Source organism: Pseudomonas sp. MWU349 (assembly GCF_017947325.1).
In the GTDB taxonomy this organism is placed as follows: domain Bacteria; phylum Pseudomonadota; class Gammaproteobacteria; order Pseudomonadales; family Pseudomonadaceae; genus Aquipseudomonas; species Aquipseudomonas protegens.
The window spans coordinates 129,124-146,211 of the sequence record NZ_JAFEVP010000002.1; the positions used below are offsets into that span (position 1 = coordinate 129,124).

The following is a 17,088-nucleotide window of genomic DNA, read 5'->3' on the forward strand; positions in this document are numbered from 1 at the left end:
CTTCACTGCCCTGCTCAACTCCTCTTCTATAAGCTTGCACTTTCCATCCTGCCCACTGTCACACGTCTGCACCGCAGCCCGATGGCGGCCGCACTGGCGTTGCTTCATGGCGTTGAACTACAAGCGTCTGGACCCGGCCTGTGCGACACAGTTTGAAATAGAAGCCGTATTGAATAGGCGGTTGTCGCACCTTATATACCCCGCAGTACGCTACATCTTTAGCTTGAGGAGATTTCTACAACCATGATGCGAATCCTGCTGTTTTTGGCCACTAACCTTGCGGTCGTGCTGATTGCCAGCATTACCCTGAGCCTTTTCGGCTTCAACGGGTTCATGGCGGCCAATGGGGTTGATCTGAACCTCAATCAGCTGCTGATTTTCTGTGCGGTCTTCGGTTTTGCCGGTTCGCTGTTCTCGCTGTTCATCTCCAAGTGGATGGCGAAGATGAGCACCAGCACGCAGATCATCACCCAACCGCGCACCCGCCATGAGCAATGGTTGCTGCAGACCGTCGAGCAACTGTCCCGCGAAGCGGGCATCAAGATGCCCGAAGTGGGTATTTTCCCAGCCTATGAGGCCAACGCCTTTGCCACCGGCTGGAACAAGAATGATGCGCTGGTAGCCGTCAGCCAGGGCCTTCTGGAACGTTTTTCGCCCGATGAAGTGAAAGCCGTGCTGGCCCACGAGATAGGCCACGTCGCCAACGGTGACATGGTGACCCTGGCACTGATCCAGGGTGTAGTGAACACTTTCGTGATGTTCTTCGCACGGATCATCGGCAACTTCGTCGACAAGGTGATCTTCAAGAACGAAGAAGGCCAGGGCATCGCCTACTACGTGGCGACCATCTTCGCCGAACTGGTTCTGGGTATCCTGGCCAGCGCCATCGTCATGTGGTTCTCGCGCAAACGCGAATACCGCGCCGACGAAGCCGGCGCCCGCCTGGCCGGCACCAACGCGATGATCGGCGCGCTGCAGCGCCTGCGTTCGGAACAGGGCCTGCCGGTGCACATGCCCGACACCCTGAATGCCTTCGGCATCAACGGTGGCATCAAGCAGGGCCTGGCTCGCATGTTCATGAGCCACCCTCCGCTGGAAGAGCGTATCGAGGCCCTGCGTCGTCGCGGCTGATCCACGGCAAGGCAATACCCAAAAGGGCGACGCAAGTCGCCCTTTTGCTTGGCCGCCAAACACCTATCTCGCGGCACCCTGCTTGCTCAGGCGATAGACCCTCTCCACCAGCCGGGTCACGCCCCCCTGGAGAAACTTCCAGCTCTCGCCAAGAATGTCGCGCTCCGTTTCTACCTGCAGCTGCCAGACGCCCCCAAGACGTTGCCGGACCTCATCGTCGAGCACCGCAAATGGCGGGCCGTCCAACTGCTCCTGGGCGTAATCCATGGTGATCAGCAGCCCCTTGCTGGCATTCGGCAACAGGCCATTGAGGTGAGCGGCATAGCGCTGTCGCATGGGCGCGGGCAAGGCAATCATGGCTGCACGGTCATACAGGGCCGTGCAACCAGCGGTGTCCTCGGCGGTCAGGGCAAAGAAATCGCCGCACCAGAGCTCAATGGGCCCGTGGGCGTAGACCTTGAACACCCCGTGCTGGCTGATCTGCGGCTGCAACTGGTGCTCACGAAAGAAATCCTCCACCGCCTTTTCCGCCAGTTCGATGCCCAGCACCTCGAACCCTTGGTCGGCGAGCCAGATCAGATCCAGGCTCTTGCCGCACAAGGGCACCAGTACCCGACTGTTTTTCTCCAGGCCCAGGGCCGGCCAGTACTGCCGCAGGTAGGGATTGACCTCTGCCAGGTGAAAGCCGATCTGATCGCGCTCCCAGCGCTTTTGCCAAAAATCCGCTTGCATGAGAAGTCCTTAAAATTCGATCAAAAAGCGCTAAAACTTATATTAGATTTAGATCATTGATCTGATTGAAGATGGCGCATCTTAACCTTCAGGAGCCTCTTCATGCTTCCCAGCCTGTTCATCTCCCACGGCTCTCCCATGCTGGCGCTGGAGCCCGGCGCTAGCGGCCCGGCCCTGGCTCGCCTGGCAGCCGAGCTGCCCCGGCCCAGGGCGATCCTGGTGGTCTCGGCCCACTGGGAAAGCTCCGACCTGCGGGTCAGTTGCAACCCGCACCCGGAAACCTGGCACGACTTTGGCGGCTTCCCCGCCGCGCTGTTTGCCGTGCAATACCCGGCCCCGGGCGATCCGGAACTGGCAGCCCAGGTAGTGGAGCTGCTCCAGGCCGAAGGCCTGCCCGCCCAACTGGACAGCCAGCGCCCCTTCGACCACGGCACCTGGGTACCGCTGTCGCTGATGTACCCGCAGGCGGACATCCCGGTGGTCCAGCTGTCGCTGCCCAGCCGCCTGGGCCCGGCCCTGCAGACCCGTATCGGCCATGCCCTCGCGAGCCTGCGGGAACAGGGCGTGCTGCTGATCGGCTCCGGCAGCATCACCCACAACCTGCGGGACCTGGACTGGCACGCTGGCCCGGAAAGCGTCGAACCCTGGGCCAAGGCCTTTCGCGACTGGATGATCGACAAGCTGGCGGCCGATGACCAGGCGGCCCTGCATGACTATCGCCAGCAGGCGCCAAATGCCGTGCGCAGCCACCCCAGTGATGAACACCTGCTGCCGCTGTATTTCGCCCGAGGCGCCGGTGGCGAATTCAGCGTGGCCCACCAGGGCTTCACCCTGGGCGCCCTGGGCATGGACATCTACCGATTTGGCTGATGGCCGCCAGCTCCAAGGCAAATGACAGGCAAAAAAAATCCCCGAACCAGTCGGGGATTTTTTATGCCTGATCAATCAGCCCAGGGGCCGATCAATCTTCGCGATAGCGACGCAGCTTCAGCTGCTTGCCGGCAACGCGAGTGTCCTTGAGCTTGGTCAGCAGGCGGTCCAGACCGTCTTCCGGCAGCTCGACCAGGCTGAAGCTGTCACGCACCTGGATGCGGCCGATCGCTTCACGGGCCAGGCCGCCTTCATTGAGGATCGCGCCCAGAAGGTTCTTGGCAGCGATGCCGTCACGGGCACCCAGGGCGGTACGGCAGCGAGCGCGGCCTTCAGCCAGAGGCATCGGCGCACGACGCTCACGGTCACCACGATCAGGACGGTCACCGGAACGCTCGGGACGATCGCCACGTGGAGCGCTGTTGGGCACCAGTGGACGCTCTTTCTCGATCGCGGCCAGGTTCAGCGCTTGACCGTTGGTAGCCTTGCGCAGCAGGGCTGCGGCCAGGGCACGCGGGCTGCAACCGATGTCGGCGGTCAGGCGATCGAGCAGATCACCGTGGGTCGCTTCAGCATCAGCCACCAGCGGCGACAGGCTGTTGGTCAGCTTCTTGATGCGAGCATCGAGAACGGCTTGGGCGTCCGGCAGGCGAACTTCGGCAACCTTCTGACCGGTTACACGCTCGATCACTTGCAGCATGCGGCGCTCACGCGGAGTCACCAGCAGCAGCGCGCGGCCTTCGCGACCGGCACGGCCGGTACGGCCGATACGGTGCACGTAGGATTCCGGGTCGTACGGCATGTCCACGTTGAATACGTGGGTGATGCGCGGTACGTCCAGACCACGGGCGGCTACGTCGGTCGCCACAACGATGTCCAGACGGCCATCCTTGAGGGAGTCGATCACACGCTCACGCTGGTTCTGGGCGATGTCGCCGTTCAGCGCAGCGGCTTTGTAGCCTTTGGCTTCCAGGGCACTGGCCAGGTCCAGGGTCGCTTGCTTGGTGCGCACGAACATGATCAGGGCGTCGAAATCTTCAACTTCCAGCAAGCTCAGGACGGCAGAGGTCTTCTGGTCGGCGTGAACCAGCAGGTGAGCCTGCTCGATCGCGGTGACGGTCTGGGTCTTGCTCTGGATCTTGACGTGTTTCGGGTCCTTCAGGTGACGCTCGGCGATGGCCCGGATCGACTGCGGCAGGGTAGCCGAGAACAGTACGGTCTGGCGGGTTTCCGGCATGGCCTTGAAGATCACTTCCAGGTCATCCATGAAGCCCAGCTTGAGCATCTCGTCGGCTTCGTCGAGAACCAGGTGGTTCACGGTGGCCAGGACTTTTTCGTCGCGACGCAGGTGGTCGCACAGACGGCCCGGAGTGGCGACAACGATCTGTGCGCCATTACGGATTGCTTTCAGTTGTGGGCCCATCGGCGCACCGCCGTAGACGGCCACAACAGTCACGCCCGGCATTTGCTTGGCGTAGGTTTCGAAAGCGGTTGCAACTTGCAGCGCCAACTCACGGGTTGGGGCCAGGATCAGAGCTTGCGGCTCGCGCTTGGACGGATCAATGCGGTGCAGGATAGGCAGGGCAAAGGCAGCGGTCTTACCGGTACCGGTTTGCGCCTGGCCAATCATATCGTGACCGGCAAGGATGATCGGGATCGACTGCTGCTGAATAGCCGAGGGCTCTTCATAGCCGGTAGCGACTACTGCAGCAACAATATTGGGATGAAGTTCAAGAGCGGCGAAGCCGCCGATTTCCTGGGTCATGGGTCTGCCTCTAAGTGCATCCGCAAAGACCCATGCTCCAAAGCTGCGCATGCCGTGTAAGACTCAAGAGTCACCCTGGCAGCTTTGTCGGCGGGGATTTGCGAAAACGATTGGATGAATGGATCGTCAAGGATAGTCCGCGCAGCGGACAAGCAGCCGAAGCTGACTTCGGGGAATTGCATTACCTAAACGTGGCCCGGCTAAAGGCCGGCGCGCACTATACCGGAATTACTCAAAAAAGGGAGTTTTTTTTATCGGAAAAATCCGCTGAACACCCGATTGTCATGGGCTTTGCGCAGACTTCGGCGGCGCGCTATTTTGCTCAGGCCCGGCGCTGTTGGTCATCGCGCTTAAACGGTTCACCTTTGTGCACGAAACCGCCCACGCCAACCTCCCCTCTTTCTTCCCAGGACAGCGCTCATGAATCAGCCCAGTGCCAGCCGTGTCAGCCGTGAACTACGTGGTCACCTGTTCCTTATCGGCCTGGACCGGGTGGCCAAGCGCAATGCCTTCGACCTCGAGCTGCTCAACCAGTTGAGCCTGGCCTACGGCGAGTTCCAAGCCAGCAGCGAGGCGCGGGTGGCGGTGGTGTTCGGCCACGGCGAGCACTTCACCGCAGGCCTGGACCTGGCCAATGTCGGCGCCGCCCTGGCCCAGGGCTGGCAGGCACCACCCGGGGGCTGCGACCCTTGGGGCGTGTTTGCCGGACCGCGGGTGAGCAAGCCGGTGATCGTCGCCGTGCAGGGCTACTGCCTGACCATCGGCATCGAGCTGATGCTGGCCTCCGACATCAACCTCTGCGCCAGCAACACCCGCTTCGCGCAAATGGAGGTGCAACGCGGAATCTTCCCCTTCGGCGGCGCGACCCTGCGCCTGCATCAACTGGCCGGCTGGGGCAATGCCATGCGCTGGCTGCTGACCGGGGACGAATTCGATGCCCATGAAGCCCTGCGCCTGGGCCTGGTGCAGGAGGTCATGGCCAGCGAAGACCTGCTGCCCCGGGCCATCGAACTGGCCGAGCGGATTGCCCGCCAGGCACCGCTGGGGGTGCAGGCGACCCTGATGTCGGCACGCCAGGCCAGGCTCGAAGGAGAAACGGTGGCCGCCCAGGGGCTGGCGCCGCTGGTGCACACACTGATGAACAGTGAGGACGCCAAAGAGGGCGTGCGGGCGATGATCGAAAAACGGCCCGGGGTGTTCAAGGGCTGTTGAACAGGGGCCGGCAGGTCGGCTTCGCCGGCCAGCCGGCGCCAGCAAGGGCTTATGTGGCCGGGCGGATCGCCTTGATCAAGGGTTGCAGGCAGTAGCCCAGGCGTGGGGCCAGGGCTTGGGCCCGGGCATTCAGGCCTGGCAGGTCCAGCTCCTGGTCCAGATCGGACGGCACGATCAGAATCACGTTGCCCTCCTTCACCGGCAACTCCCAGTAATGGCGGTGATAGAGCCCGCGCAACAGGGCGGCGCCCAGGGGCTTGCCATCATCGGTGGCCCACTGGTTGATCACCAGCCAGCCGCCGGGGTTGAGGCGCTTCTGGCAGTTCTCCAGAAACCCCCAGGCCAGATGCCCGACGCCGGGGCCGACGTCGGTGTACAGGTCGACGAAGATCAGGTCGGCGGGTTCAGCACTGTCCAGCAGCTCCAGGGCATCGCCGACTCTTATATATAGACGCGGATCGTCGTCCAGCCCCAGGTACTCGATGGCCAGGCGCGGCACGTCCGGTCGCAGTTCGATGGCTTCCACATCTTCCAGGGGCAGGAACTTCAGGCAGGCCTGGGTCAGGGTGCCGGCGCCCAGCCCGAGAAACAACGCGCTCTCCGGCGCCTCATGGCACAGGGCACCGATCAACATGGCCCGGGTGTAGTCGTACTCCAGCCAACTGGGGTCCGCCGTGAACACACAGCTTTGCTCGATGGCATCGCCAAATTCGAGAAAACGATAGTCCGCCACTTCCAGGACCCGGATCATGCCGAATTCGTCATGCACTTCGGCGAGCAGGCGCTCGACGCGCTCCTCAGTCATTTCATCTCCTAGCCGCGCGGGCACAGAACCTTGCCGGCGCGATAAACCAACCGCTCGGCAGCGAGCGGGAAAGGCGCGATTGTCGGCCAAGCGAGAGGAGCAGGTCACGCACTAATTTGCTGCTAACATGCCCCTCCCACCGTTAAAGCACTCGAGTCCGCGATGAGCCAACCCTGGAGCCCCGACAGCTGGCGCGCCCTGCCGATCCAGCAACAACCCCACTACCCCGACGCCGCGCATCTGCTGCAGGTCGAGCAGACCCTGGCCAGTTATCCACCGCTGGTGTTTGCCGGTGAAGCCCGGGAGTTGCGTCGCCAGTTCGCCGAAGTCACCCAGGGTCGGGCCTTCCTGCTGCAGGGTGGCGATTGCGCCGAAAGCTTCGCCGAGTTCTCCGCCGCGAAGATCCGCGACACCTTCAAGGTGCTGTTGCAGATGGCCATTGTCATGACCTTTGCCGCCGGCTGCCCGGTGGTCAAGGTCGGGCGCATGGCCGGCCAGTTCGCCAAGCCGCGCTCGGCCAACGACGAAACCATCAATGGCGTGACCTTGCCGGCCTATCGTGGCGACATCGTCAACGGCATCGGCTTCGATGAAAAAAGCCGGGTACCGGACCCCGACCGCCTGCTGCAGTCCTACCACCAGGCCACCGCCACCCTCAACCTGCTGCGAGCCTTCGCCCAGGGCGGTTTCGCCGACCTGCACCAGGTGCACAAGTGGAACCTGGACTTCATCGCCAACTCGGCCCTGGCCGAAAAATACAGCCAACTGGCAAACCGCATCGACGAAACCCTGGCCTTCATGCGCGCCTGCGGCCTGGACAGCGCGCCGCAACTGCGCGAAACCAGTTTCTTCACCGCCCATGAAGCGTTGCTGCTCAACTATGAAGAAGCCTTCGTGCGCCGCGACAGCCTGACCAACGACTACTACGACTGCTCGGCGCACATGCTGTGGATCGGCGATCGCACCCGGCAACTCGGCGGCGCCCACGTGGAGTTCCTGCGCGGGGTGAACAACCCGATCGGGGTCAAGGTCGGCCCGAGCATGAACACCGACGAACTGATCCGCCTGATCGATATCCTCAACCCGGACAACGATCCCGGCCGCCTCAACCTGATCGTGCGCATGGGCGCGAACAAGGTCGGCGATCACCTGCCGCAGCTGATTCGCGCGGTGGAAAGCGAAGGCAAGCAGGTGCTGTGGAGCTCGGACCCGATGCACGGCAACACCATCAAGGCCAGCAGCGGCTACAAGACCCGGGATTTCGCGCAGATCCTCACCGAGGTCAAGCAGTTCTTCCAGGTCCACCAGGCCGAAGGCAGCTATGCCGGTGGCATCCATATCGAGATGACCGGGCAGAACGTCACCGAATGCATCGGCGGTGCCCGGCCGATTACCGAGGATGGCTTGTCGGACCGCTATCACACCCATTGCGACCCGCGGATGAATGCCGACCAGTCACTGGAACTGGCCTTCCTGATTGCCGAGACCTTGAAACAGGTCAAGCGCTAAGAGCGCTTTCGCCGGCTAGCCCGCTCCTGCAAGGGCTGTGTAGGAGCGGGCTGGCCCGCGAAGCTCTTCACCCCAGCACCTCACGCAGGCGTCGCGCGCCATCACGCTGGCAATTGAGCTGAATCTGTTCCAACCCCAGCCAGTCGGCCATCTTTCGCAATTGCACGGCCAATGCCCGGACGCCCTCTTCGTCCAGACCGAATGGCTCCTCATGCACCGCGTGCACCGCTAGACGCCCCCGGGCCCGCTCCGCCCGCAGGTCGACCCGGGCGGCAATTCGCTCGTTGTGCAGGAACGGCAGCACGTAATAGCCATAGACCCGCTTGTGCTCAGGCGTGTAGATCTCCAGGCGGTAGCGGAAATCGAACAGCCGCTCGGTGCGGCTGCGCTCCCAGATCAGGGAATCGAAAGGTGACAACAGCGCGCTGGCTTGGACCTTGCGCGGCACCCGCGCCTCGGGCAGGCAATAGGCACTTTGCTTCCAGCCCTGGACCTCACAGCTCAGCAGTTCGCCGGACTCGCACAACTCGGCAAGTCGCGCGCGACTGTCGCCGGGGTCGAGGCGAAAGTAGTCCCGCAGGTCCTTTTCCGTGGCCACCCCCAATGCCCCGGCTGCCTGCAGCAGCAACCGGCGCTGGGCCTGGGCTTCCTCCAACGGCATCTGCTGGAGGATCGCCGCCGGAATCACCCGTTCCGGCAAGTCATACAGGCGCTCGAAACCGCGGCGGCCGGACACCGTCACCTCACCGGCAGCGAACAGCCATTCCAGGGCATGCTTTTCATCGCTCCAATCCCACCAGGGGCCGGCCCGCTCTTCTCGGGTGGAGAGGCTGCCGGCCCCCAGCGCGCCCTGCTGCTCCACGGCCGCCAGCACTCGGCGCAGAGTGGCCTGGCGTTCCTGGCCGAAACGCGCCAGTTGCGAGTAGATACCCCGCCCCTGGCGTGCGCGCTGCATGCGCCAGCGCATCAAGGGGTACATGGACATCGGCAGCAGGGAGGCCTCATGCCCCCAGTACTCGAACAAAGTGCGCTGGCGCCCCTGGCTCCAGGCGGCCTGATCGAGCAACTGCTGTGGATAACTGCCAAGACGGGAAAACAGCGGCAAGTAATGGGCGCGCACCAGGGCGTTGACCGAATCGATCTGCAACAGGCCCAGGCGCTCGATCTGCTGATTGAGTCGGGAGGCCTTGATCGATGCCGGCGGCTGGCGCCCGCCGAAGCCTTGGGCGGCCAGCGCCAGCCGGCGGGCCTGCTTGAGCGAGAAAGAAGGTAGTGCGGGCATGAGCGTCTCCTTGTCTGCCCGCACGCTAACGCACCCTGGACCGGCTTGTGTAGTGGCCTCCGGGTTATTTGTGCATCGGGTCGTCCCAGAACGGGCGGACCACTTCATGCTCCACATCCGCCCGGCTCAGCCCCAGGTCATGCAGGGCCGAATCGCTCAGGCCGGCAAGCATCCGGCGCTCCTGCGCCAACTCGTGCCAGCGGACGACCTGGCGCCATAGTGCACGTAACGACAACGCCTGAATGGGCAGTTTGTGAACCAGCAGATAACCCTTTTGCGCTTTCATGATCCTGTCCTCCAGTGGGGATGAGCACAGTCTCTTCCCCGAACAAGGATCAATCCAACGAATGTTTCTTATGCAATACATCTCATGGTTTGATGCTTTGATTCCCCGCTGGAGCTTCCAGGGTCCGCGTTCAGATCCGGTAATCCCCCGGCCAGCCGCCCAGTGGGTCGCGACCGAAACCATCGAGGCTGGCCGTCGCCGACTCTTCACAGGCCAGCAGGCTGTAGCCGCCGAGATCATCGGGCAGCGGCAGAGCCGAAGGGGGAGTCAGGACAATGGACGGGTGCAGTTGCCCTCCACCTCGGGCGAAGGGGTCGACCTGTCGACGTTGCCCGGCACAACGGTGCTCTATGTCTACCCGCGCATGGGACGACCGGATTTGCCGCTGCTGGAGGGCTGGGACATGACCCCCGGCGCCCGGGGCTGTACCCCGCAGTCCTGCGGCTTTCGCGACCTGGCCGAGGAACTCGCGGCCGCCGGGGCGGCGAACCTGTTCGGCCTCTCGACCCAGGACAGCGACTATCAACGTGAAGCCGTCGAGCGGCTGCACCTGCCCTTTGCCCTGCTTTCCGACGCACAAGGGCAATTGACCGAGGCCCTGGGGCTGCCGATGTTCGAATTGAACGCCACCCGCTTCCTGAAACGCCTGACGCTGATACTCAAGGCCGGGCAGATCGAAAAGGTGTTCTACCCGGTATTTCCACCGGACCAGAACCCCCGGCAGGTGCTGGCCTGGCTGCAAGCGCAACGCCAGGGATGACGCCATGGCCTTTCGGGGAATAAGATCAGCTTCAGGAATGCTTCCTGGCCCATGCATCTCAGGATTTGATCAATGTCCCAGTTCCCCAGCATCGACACCGAAGTGCTGCGCACCTTCGTCGCCATCGCCGATGAGGGCGGTTTTACCCGGGCTGGAGAACGGGTCAACCGCACCCAATCGGCGGTGAGCATGCAGATGAAGCGCCTGGAAGAGGACGTGCTGCAACGCCAGCTGTTCCAGCGCGACGGGCGCCAGGTCAAGCTGACCGCCGAGGGCCAGGTACTGCTGGGCTATGCCAGGCGCATCCTGAAACTGCATAGCGAAGTGTTCAATACCCTGCGCGAACCGCACATGGTGGGGCTGGTGCGCATCGGCACGCCGGATGACTATGTGATGCGTTTTCTCCCGGGGATTCTGTCGCGCTTCGCCCAGAGCTACCCGCTGATCCAGATCGAAGTGCATTGCGAATCGTCCAAGCAACTGCTGCAACGCCAGGACCTGGACCTGACCATCGTCACCCGAGAGCCGGGCAGCGAGATCGGTCAACTCTTGCGCAAGGAGCGCTTCGTCTGGGCCGCGGCCCAGTGCTTCACGCCCCATGAACAAACGCCACTGCCACTGGCGATGTTCAACAGCGACTGCTTCTGCCGACTGTGGGCCTGCAACGCCCTGGATGCCATCGGCCTCGACTATCGCATTGCCTACAACAGCTCCAGCCTGTCGGCAATCATGGCGGTGGTCAGCGCCGGGCTGGCGATCACCGCACAGCTGGAAAGCCTGATCACGCCGGACCTGCGCATCCTCGGCGAGAACGAAGGGCTGCCGGAACTGCCCGAGGCCAGCATCATGCTGCTACGCAACCTCAACCAGCCCTCGCCCATCACCGAATGCCTGGCCGAACACATCGTCGAAGGCTTCAAACTTTAAACGCCAGCATCACCGCACACACCACCAGGAAGCCGCAGAACAGGCCGCGCAACAGCCGCTCGGGCAAGGCGTGGGCGACCTTTACCCCCCAACTGATGCTCAGCAAGCCACCGGCTGCCAGCGGCAGACCGATCGCCCAGTCCACCTGATGGTGAAAGCCATAGGTCACCAGGGTGACCCCGGTGCTGGGTAGCGCCAGCGCCAGGGACAAACCCTGCGCTACCACCTGGGTGGTGCCGAAGACACTGGTCAGTACCGGCGTGGCAACCACTGCGCCCCCCACCCCAAACAGCCCGCCCATGGCCCCGGAAGCGGCGCCCAGCACCCCGAGCCAAGGCCAGGGGTAACGCATCTCGCGGCTGGCCGGGGCACTGGCCATGAACATGCGCAGCAGGTTGTAGGCCGACAGCACCAGAAGAAAGGCGACGAAGCCAATGCGCATCTTCTGTGCATCGATGCCCACCGCCCAGATCGAGCCCAGCCAGGCGAAACTGAACCCCATCAGGGCCAGGGGCAAGGCATGGCGCGCCTCGATGCGATTGCGCTGGTGATAGCGCCACAGCGCGAGCAGCACATTGGGTACAACCATGACCAGCGCCGTGCCCTGGGCAATCTGCTGGTCCAGGCCAAACAGCACGCCGAGCACCGGAATCGCGATCAAGCCCCCGCCAATACCGAACAGCCCGCCCACCGTACCCAGCGCCGCGCCCAACAACAGATACATCATCAACTCGATCACAACCGCTCTCCTCACCTGAGAGCTGCATGCTACGCAGTCGGCGCTGGCACGGAAACGCACAGCAACGCACAATGGCTTTGCCGTTTTCGCATAAGCGAGCTGACCATGAATCCCAATACATTGACCGAACAACTGGGGCTGTTTCTGGATGTGCTGGAGGCGGGCAGCTTTTCCGCCGCGGCGCGCCGCCACCCGCTGACGCCCTCCGCCGTGGCACGGCGCATCGACAGCCTGGAAAGCGCCGTGGGCACCACTCTGTTCATGCGTACCACCCACGCCGTGGTCGCCACCGCCGCCGGCCAGGCCTTTGCCGAACGGGCCCGGCGTATCGTCGCCGAGCTGCAACTGGCACGGGCCGAGGCAGTTTCCCTGAGCCATGCCCCGGAGGGCCTGATCCGCATCGATGCCCCCGCCGCCTTCGGGCGCCGCCACCTGGCGCCGGCCATTGCCGATTTCCTGGTGCTCTACCCCGGGCTGGATGTGCAGTTGCACCTGATCGACAGCTTTGTCGACATGCAGGGCTCCCACCTGGGCAAGGTCGACCTGGTGCTGCGCGCCGGCCAGCGCGTGGACACGCGGATGGTCGCCACCTCCCTGGCCAGCATCGTGCGTATCGCCTGTGCCAGCCCCTCCTACCTGAAAAGCCGCGGCACCCCCAGCCACCCCGCCGAACTCAGCCAGCACGACGGCCTCGACTGGGATGGCCTGGCGCCGCTGTTCGCCTGGCGCTTCGAGCTTGACGGCCAGGTGCAGAGCCATCGTCCGCAGCGTATACGCCTTGGTGCCAACAACGCTGAAGCCCTGCTTTCCGGGGCCTTGGCCGGGCTGGGCATTGCCCACCTGCCCACCTGGCTGGTGAGTGAATACCTGCTGCGCGGCGAACTGGTGCCGCTGTTCTGCGAAGGCGGCCTGCCCAAGCCGGAAACCGCCGGCATCTACGCCTTGCGCATGGAACAGCACCCCAATGCCCGTAGCCGCCTGCTGCTGGAGTACCTGAAAAGCCGCTTCAGCCCGGTTCCGCCCTGGGACCTGGCATTGCAAAGCGCGATGGGCTGAGACCTGAGGAGAATTATCTGGCGCATTAAAGACTCGCCCGCTAGATTCGTGACCATTAATGATCAAGGCCGCCAACATGACCACCGAACGCTCCCCCCTGGACTCCTGCGATCAACTGCTGCTGGACAACCAGGTGTGCTTTGCCCTGCACTCCACCTCGCTGATGCTGACCAAGGTCTACAAGCCTCTGCTGCAGAAGCTGGGGCTGACCTACCCGCAGTACCTGGCGATGCTGGTGCTCTGGGAACGGGACGGGCTGACGGTTGGCGAGATCAGCCAGCGCCTGCTGACCGACCCCGGCTCCCTGACCCCGCTGCTCAAGCGCCTGGAGGCCGAAGGTCTGCTCAGCCGCACCCGCAGTCGGGAAGATGAACGGGTGGTAATTGTCCAACTGACGGAACAGGGCCGGGTGCTGCGCGAGCAAGCCCGGGACATTCCCCAGTGCATCCTCGGGGCCAGCGGCCGGAGCGTGGAGCAATTGCGTCAGTTGCAGGAAGATTTGCAGGTATTGCGCGGGCATCTGCAGGACAGTCTTTGACGCTTTGCTGAGAAGCCAGCCCCCTACGGCTGGGGCTGGCTTCTCGACCGAAAAAATATATCTTACAAAATCAATGATTTACCAATTATTAAAGGCTTATGGAGGGATTTTCAGCAATTTTATCTTGCGCGCTAAATATTAGAGATATACATTTATTTCGCACTTACTTAGCGCGCAAATAATTAGCGCAAAAATTACCTGACACGAGGCTTCCACCATGCAAACTCTCTACACCGCCGTTGCAACCGCCACCGGTGGCCGTGATGGCCGCGCTGTTTCCAATGACCAGATCCTCGACGTCAAACTGGCCACCCCCAAGGAGCTCGGTGGTGCCGGTGGCCAGGCGACCAACCCTGAACAGCTGTTCGCAGCCGGTTACTCGGCCTGCTTTATCGGTGCCCTGAAGTTCGTCGCCAGCCAGAGCAAGCGCAAGATCCCGGACGACGCTTCGATTACCGCCCATGTCGGCATCGGCCAGATCCCCGGCGGCTTCGGCCTGGATATCGACCTGCATGTGAGCCTGCCCGGCCTGGCCCAGGACGAAGCGCAAAGCCTGGTGGATGCCGCGCATCAGGTCTGCCCCTACTCCAACGCCACCCGTGGCAATGTGGATGTGCGCCTGCACGTTACGGTCTGAAACGGCAAATTCCAGGCATAAAAAAGCCCGACTCAAGGTCGGGCTTTTTCGTCTACAGGGGCGAGCCAGGTTTAAACCTTGGCGCGGCCTTTGTAGGAACCGCCTTCGCGGGTATCGATCTCGATCATGTCGCCGATTTCGATGAAGTCCGCAACGCTCAGCTCGGTACCGTTTTTCAGTTTGGCAGGCTTCATCACCTTGCCCGAAGTGTCGCCGCGAGCGGAACCTTCGGTGTAGTCAACCTGGCGCACGATGGTGGTCGGCAGGTCAACGGAAACCAGACGGTCTTCGAAGAACACGGCTTCGCAAACGTCGGTCATGCCTTCTTCGATGAACGGCAGAACCGCTTCGATGTCTTCGGCGTTCAGCTCGTACATGGTGTAGTCAGTGGTGTCCATGAACGTGTAGGTGTCGCCGCTGATGAACGACAGGGTCGCTTCTTTGCGATCCAGGATCACGTCGTCCAGTTTGTCGTCCGCACCGTAAACGGTTTCGGTCTTGTAACCGGTCAGCAGGTTCTTCAGCTTGGTCTTCATGATCGCGCTGTTACGACCAGACTTGGTGAATTCAGCTTTCTGAACCAGCCAAGGATCGTTGTCGATACGGATCACGGTACCGGGTTTGAGTTCTTTACCAGTTTTCATTGCGAATATCCGAATTTGGATGGGATTTACAAAAATCTAGGCCGCGTATCATATCCAATTTAGGTAAAACTGCACCAGCGCCGCAGCAAGATCGGGCTGGGAGCCTTGTTCCAGACACCATTGCTCGGCGTGCGCGGCGACTTCCGGCCAGTATTGCAACAGGTTTTTCCAAGGTTCGGCCATCGACGCTTCGCTGTTCCAGGCCTGCCACAGGGCCAGTACTGCAGCCTTGGCCCCCGGGGAAAGGGTGCGGGTATAGAGGCCAAGAAAGGCTTCGAGCTTGTCCAGGTGGATGTCTTCATCCTGGCGATAAATGTGCCAGAGCATCGGCCGCCCGGCCCATTGTGCCCGGACGAAGGAGTCCTCCCCGCGCACCGCGTTGAAGTCGCAGCACCAGAGCAGCCGGTCGTAATCCTCCTGGCGCACGAAGGGCAACACCTGAACGGTCAGCGACTGGCGTACCTGGGGACAGCCCGGCGCTAGTGGTTCCTCTCCCAGCCAGCGCTGCACATCGGCCAGCACGCGGCCTTCGGGCACCAGCAGATGAGTCGGCTGCCCGTCGTCGGCCAGGGCCTGCAACCAACTGGCAACCCCGGCATTTTCGTAGGCGAACAGCGAGATCAAGCGACTGCCGGCAACAGGCGATACGCCCAGGTCTTTCAGGAAATCCAGCCGGGCCTGGGGCCTGCCCTGGAAATCCCGGCGCAGCTCAAGCAGCCCGGCCTCGCGCAGCAAGCCGCCGGTATCGGCCTGGAATCCGGGAAAGAAGAAGTACTTCTGCACCCCGCGAAACTTCACGGAAGGCAGGCCATGGCACCCGCCGACCCAGTCCTCGGCGCTCAGGTAGTCCAGGTTCAGCCACAGTGGCGCACGCGCGCGGTCGGCCATGGCGTCCATGTAGGCGTGGGGCAACTGGCAGGCGAAAGCCGCGATCACCACATCGGCCGCCGCCTCGTCCGGCCACTGGGCCGGCCAGTGCCGCACCTGGACACCCGCCTGAATCTGGCTGGCCTTTTGGCTATCGATCTGCGGGCAGATCTTTTCGAAAGCGCGCAAATCATCGACCCACAGGCGCACCGCACATTGATGCTCGGCCACCAGTTGCCGGGCCAGGCGCCAGGTCACGCCGATGTCGCCGTAGTTGTCGACCACGCTGCAGAAAATATCCCAGGAGGCTTTCATTCCAGTCCCCGATTGGCAAAGGCGCCGATTGTCCGCATAAATGCTCCTGCGCAGAAGAGCCAACCGCGATTATCTTCGTGCGACAATCGGCCCTTGCCCAACACCGCCCGCCAGGAGGCAGCCATGTCCCATCGTCCCCCCGCACGTCGCTCCTTGCGCATCAGTTTTAACTTCCTGGCGCTCACCGCCAGCATTGCCCTGGGCCTGTGGCTGGGTTTCCTGGCAATTGTCCTGACCTGCTGGCTGGCTTCGCACTACCTTTTCAGCCAGCAGTTGGCTCCGGTCGTACAAGCGGTGCAGCAATTGGCAAAACCACCGGTTGCCGCGCCACCCGAGCCACAGAACCGAATGTTCGAGCAGTACCAGGAAAACCTGCGCAAGAACGAGGAGCTGCAGTCCCTGGACAACGCCCGCAACAACCTGCGCAATCTGTCCAACCCCAAATGCCAGTTCTGGTTGCAGCAGGACCAGACCGCGCCGAGCGAAAAAAGCCGGGCCAACGTCCTGCAATTCTGTAATTGACCATGAACAAACAGTCCGTCTACCAACTGATTCTGCAACAGCTCCGGGACGACCTGGAGGTCGCGGTGCGAGCGGCACAAACCGCTTACGAAACCGCCACCCACGAAGAAAATATCGCCGAAAACAAGTACGACACCCTGGGGCTGGAAGCTTCCTACCTGGCCGCCGGCCAGGCTCGGCGGGTCGAGGAAATCCGTCAGGCCCTGGGCCTTTGGCAGAACCTGAGCCTGCGCCCTTATGACCCGCAGAAGGGGATTCAGATCGGTGCGCTGTTGGGGCTGGAAGATGAGAACGGCCACGAACAGTGGCTGTTTCTCGGCCCGGATGGCGCAGGCTTGAAGGTCTACGTGGTGGGGCAACTGGTGACCGTCATCACCCCGCGCTCGCCCCTGGGCAGCAGCCTGCTGGGCAAGTTCGAGGACGATGAGGTGGAGATCGTGGTGGCGGGCGCCCGGCAACAGTTCACTGTCACCGAGGTCCGCTAGGCAGGC

The 17,088-nt window shown here is 62.6% G+C and carries 18 protein-coding genes and 1 pseudogene; 11 read left to right on the forward strand and 8 right to left on the reverse strand.

Annotation, left to right across the window (positions count from 1 at the left end; all coding sequences use genetic code 11):
* Positions 1-243: 243 nt before the first annotated feature.
* Complete coding sequence (gene htpX / locus KCG88_RS07700; protein WP_015636531.1) at positions 244-1,131, forward strand: protease HtpX; 888 nt, start codon at positions 244-246, stop codon at positions 1,129-1,131.
* A 63-nt stretch (positions 1,132-1,194) separates the two neighbouring features.
* On the opposite strand, the gene KCG88_RS07705 is transcribed toward htpX, so the two are convergent.
* Positions 1,195-1,863 (reverse strand): thiopurine S-methyltransferase, encoded by a 669-nt coding sequence (locus KCG88_RS07705; protein ID WP_047288217.1) that lies wholly within the window; start codon positions 1,861-1,863, stop codon positions 1,195-1,197.
* Between the two features lie 102 nt (positions 1,864-1,965).
* Here KCG88_RS07705 and KCG88_RS07710 point away from each other — a divergent pair, with 102 nt between their 5' ends.
* Positions 1,966-2,733 (forward strand): class III extradiol ring-cleavage dioxygenase, encoded by a 768-nt coding sequence (locus KCG88_RS07710; RefSeq protein ID WP_041119386.1) that lies wholly within the window; start codon positions 1,966-1,968, stop codon positions 2,731-2,733.
* 91 nt (positions 2,734-2,824) lie between these two features.
* Here KCG88_RS07710 and KCG88_RS07715 read toward each other — a convergent pair.
* Positions 2,825-4,532 (reverse strand): annotated as a pseudogene (locus KCG88_RS07715) (DEAD/DEAH box helicase).
* 386 nt (positions 4,533-4,918) lie between these two features.
* Here KCG88_RS07715 and KCG88_RS07720 point away from each other — a divergent pair.
* Positions 4,919-5,710: a crotonase/enoyl-CoA hydratase family protein gene (locus KCG88_RS07720; protein ID WP_047337467.1), complete on the forward strand. Its 792-nt coding sequence runs from the start codon at positions 4,919-4,921 to the stop codon at positions 5,708-5,710.
* Between the two features lie 49 nt (positions 5,711-5,759).
* On the opposite strand, the gene KCG88_RS07725 is transcribed toward KCG88_RS07720, so the two are convergent.
* Positions 5,760-6,515 (reverse strand): spermidine synthase, encoded by a 756-nt coding sequence (locus KCG88_RS07725; RefSeq protein ID WP_210712178.1) that lies wholly within the window; start codon positions 6,513-6,515, stop codon positions 5,760-5,762.
* A gap of 162 nt (positions 6,516-6,677) precedes the next feature.
* On the opposite strand from KCG88_RS07725, the gene KCG88_RS07730 reads away from it, so the two are divergent.
* A complete protein-coding gene (locus KCG88_RS07730; protein WP_047288228.1) occupies positions 6,678-8,024 on the forward strand; it encodes a 3-deoxy-7-phosphoheptulonate synthase class II in 1,347 nt (448 codons plus the stop codon).
* A 67-nt stretch (positions 8,025-8,091) separates the two neighbouring features.
* On the opposite strand, the gene KCG88_RS07735 is transcribed toward KCG88_RS07730, so the two are convergent.
* Together KCG88_RS07735 and KCG88_RS07740 are read right to left on the reverse strand one after the other, a co-directional pair.
* Positions 8,092-9,306, reverse strand: coding sequence for a winged helix-turn-helix domain-containing protein (locus tag KCG88_RS07735; RefSeq protein ID WP_210712179.1), 1,215 nt, complete (start codon positions 9,304-9,306; stop codon positions 8,092-8,094).
* A 64-nt stretch (positions 9,307-9,370) separates the two neighbouring features.
* Complete coding sequence (locus KCG88_RS07740) at positions 9,371-9,592, reverse strand: DUF1127 domain-containing protein (protein WP_047288232.1); 222 nt, start codon at positions 9,590-9,592, stop codon at positions 9,371-9,373.
* A 283-nt stretch (positions 9,593-9,875) separates the two neighbouring features.
* On the opposite strand from KCG88_RS07740, the gene KCG88_RS07745 reads away from it, so the two are divergent.
* Both KCG88_RS07745 and KCG88_RS07750 read left to right on the forward strand, forming a co-directional pair.
* Positions 9,876-10,352: a peroxiredoxin gene (locus KCG88_RS07745; protein WP_241774757.1), complete on the forward strand. Its 477-nt coding sequence runs from the start codon at positions 9,876-9,878 to the stop codon at positions 10,350-10,352.
* Positions 10,353-10,424: 72 nt separating this feature from the next.
* On the forward strand, positions 10,425-11,279 hold the full coding sequence (locus KCG88_RS07750) for a LysR substrate-binding domain-containing protein (protein WP_047288234.1): 855 nt from the start codon (positions 10,425-10,427) through the stop codon (positions 11,277-11,279).
* Here KCG88_RS07750 and KCG88_RS07755 read toward each other — a convergent pair.
* Positions 11,269-12,018: a sulfite exporter TauE/SafE family protein gene (locus KCG88_RS07755; protein WP_047288236.1), complete on the reverse strand. Its 750-nt coding sequence runs from the start codon at positions 12,016-12,018 to the stop codon at positions 11,269-11,271. The two genes, KCG88_RS07750 and KCG88_RS07755, sit on opposite strands and share 11 nt — an antisense overlap.
* 105 nt (positions 12,019-12,123) lie before the next feature.
* On the opposite strand from KCG88_RS07755, the gene KCG88_RS07760 reads away from it, so the two are divergent.
* From KCG88_RS07760 to KCG88_RS07770, 3 genes are all read left to right on the forward strand, one after another.
* Complete coding sequence (locus tag KCG88_RS07760; protein ID WP_047288237.1) at positions 12,124-13,074, forward strand: LysR family transcriptional regulator; 951 nt, start codon at positions 12,124-12,126, stop codon at positions 13,072-13,074.
* 76 nt (positions 13,075-13,150) lie between these two features.
* Entirely contained in the window at positions 13,151-13,612 is a 462-nt protein-coding gene (locus KCG88_RS07765) for a MarR family transcriptional regulator (protein WP_011062536.1), read from the forward strand.
* 217 nt (positions 13,613-13,829) lie between these two features.
* Entirely contained in the window at positions 13,830-14,249 is a 420-nt protein-coding gene (locus KCG88_RS07770; RefSeq protein WP_011062537.1) for an organic hydroperoxide resistance protein, read from the forward strand.
* A 71-nt stretch (positions 14,250-14,320) separates the two neighbouring features.
* Here the strand turns inward: KCG88_RS07770 and KCG88_RS07775 are convergent, their stop codons facing one another.
* On the reverse strand, positions 14,321-14,893 hold the full coding sequence (locus KCG88_RS07775; protein WP_007931398.1) for an elongation factor P: 573 nt from the start codon (positions 14,891-14,893) through the stop codon (positions 14,321-14,323).
* A gap of 48 nt (positions 14,894-14,941) precedes the next feature.
* Positions 14,942-16,075: an elongation factor P maturation arginine rhamnosyltransferase EarP gene (earP, locus tag KCG88_RS07780; RefSeq protein ID WP_210712180.1), complete on the reverse strand. Its 1,134-nt coding sequence runs from the start codon at positions 16,073-16,075 to the stop codon at positions 14,942-14,944.
* Between the two features lie 123 nt (positions 16,076-16,198).
* Between earP and KCG88_RS07785 the strand changes: the two genes are divergently transcribed.
* The gene (locus KCG88_RS07785) at positions 16,199-16,597 is read left to right on the forward strand and encodes a hypothetical protein (protein WP_210712181.1); all 399 of its coding nucleotides are present in this window, start codon (positions 16,199-16,201) and stop codon (positions 16,595-16,597) included.
* Positions 16,598-16,599: 2 nt separating this feature from the next.
* Entirely contained in the window at positions 16,600-17,082 is a 483-nt protein-coding gene (locus KCG88_RS07790) for a GreA/GreB family elongation factor (RefSeq protein WP_047288242.1), read from the forward strand.
* Positions 17,083-17,088: the final 6 nt, after the last annotated feature.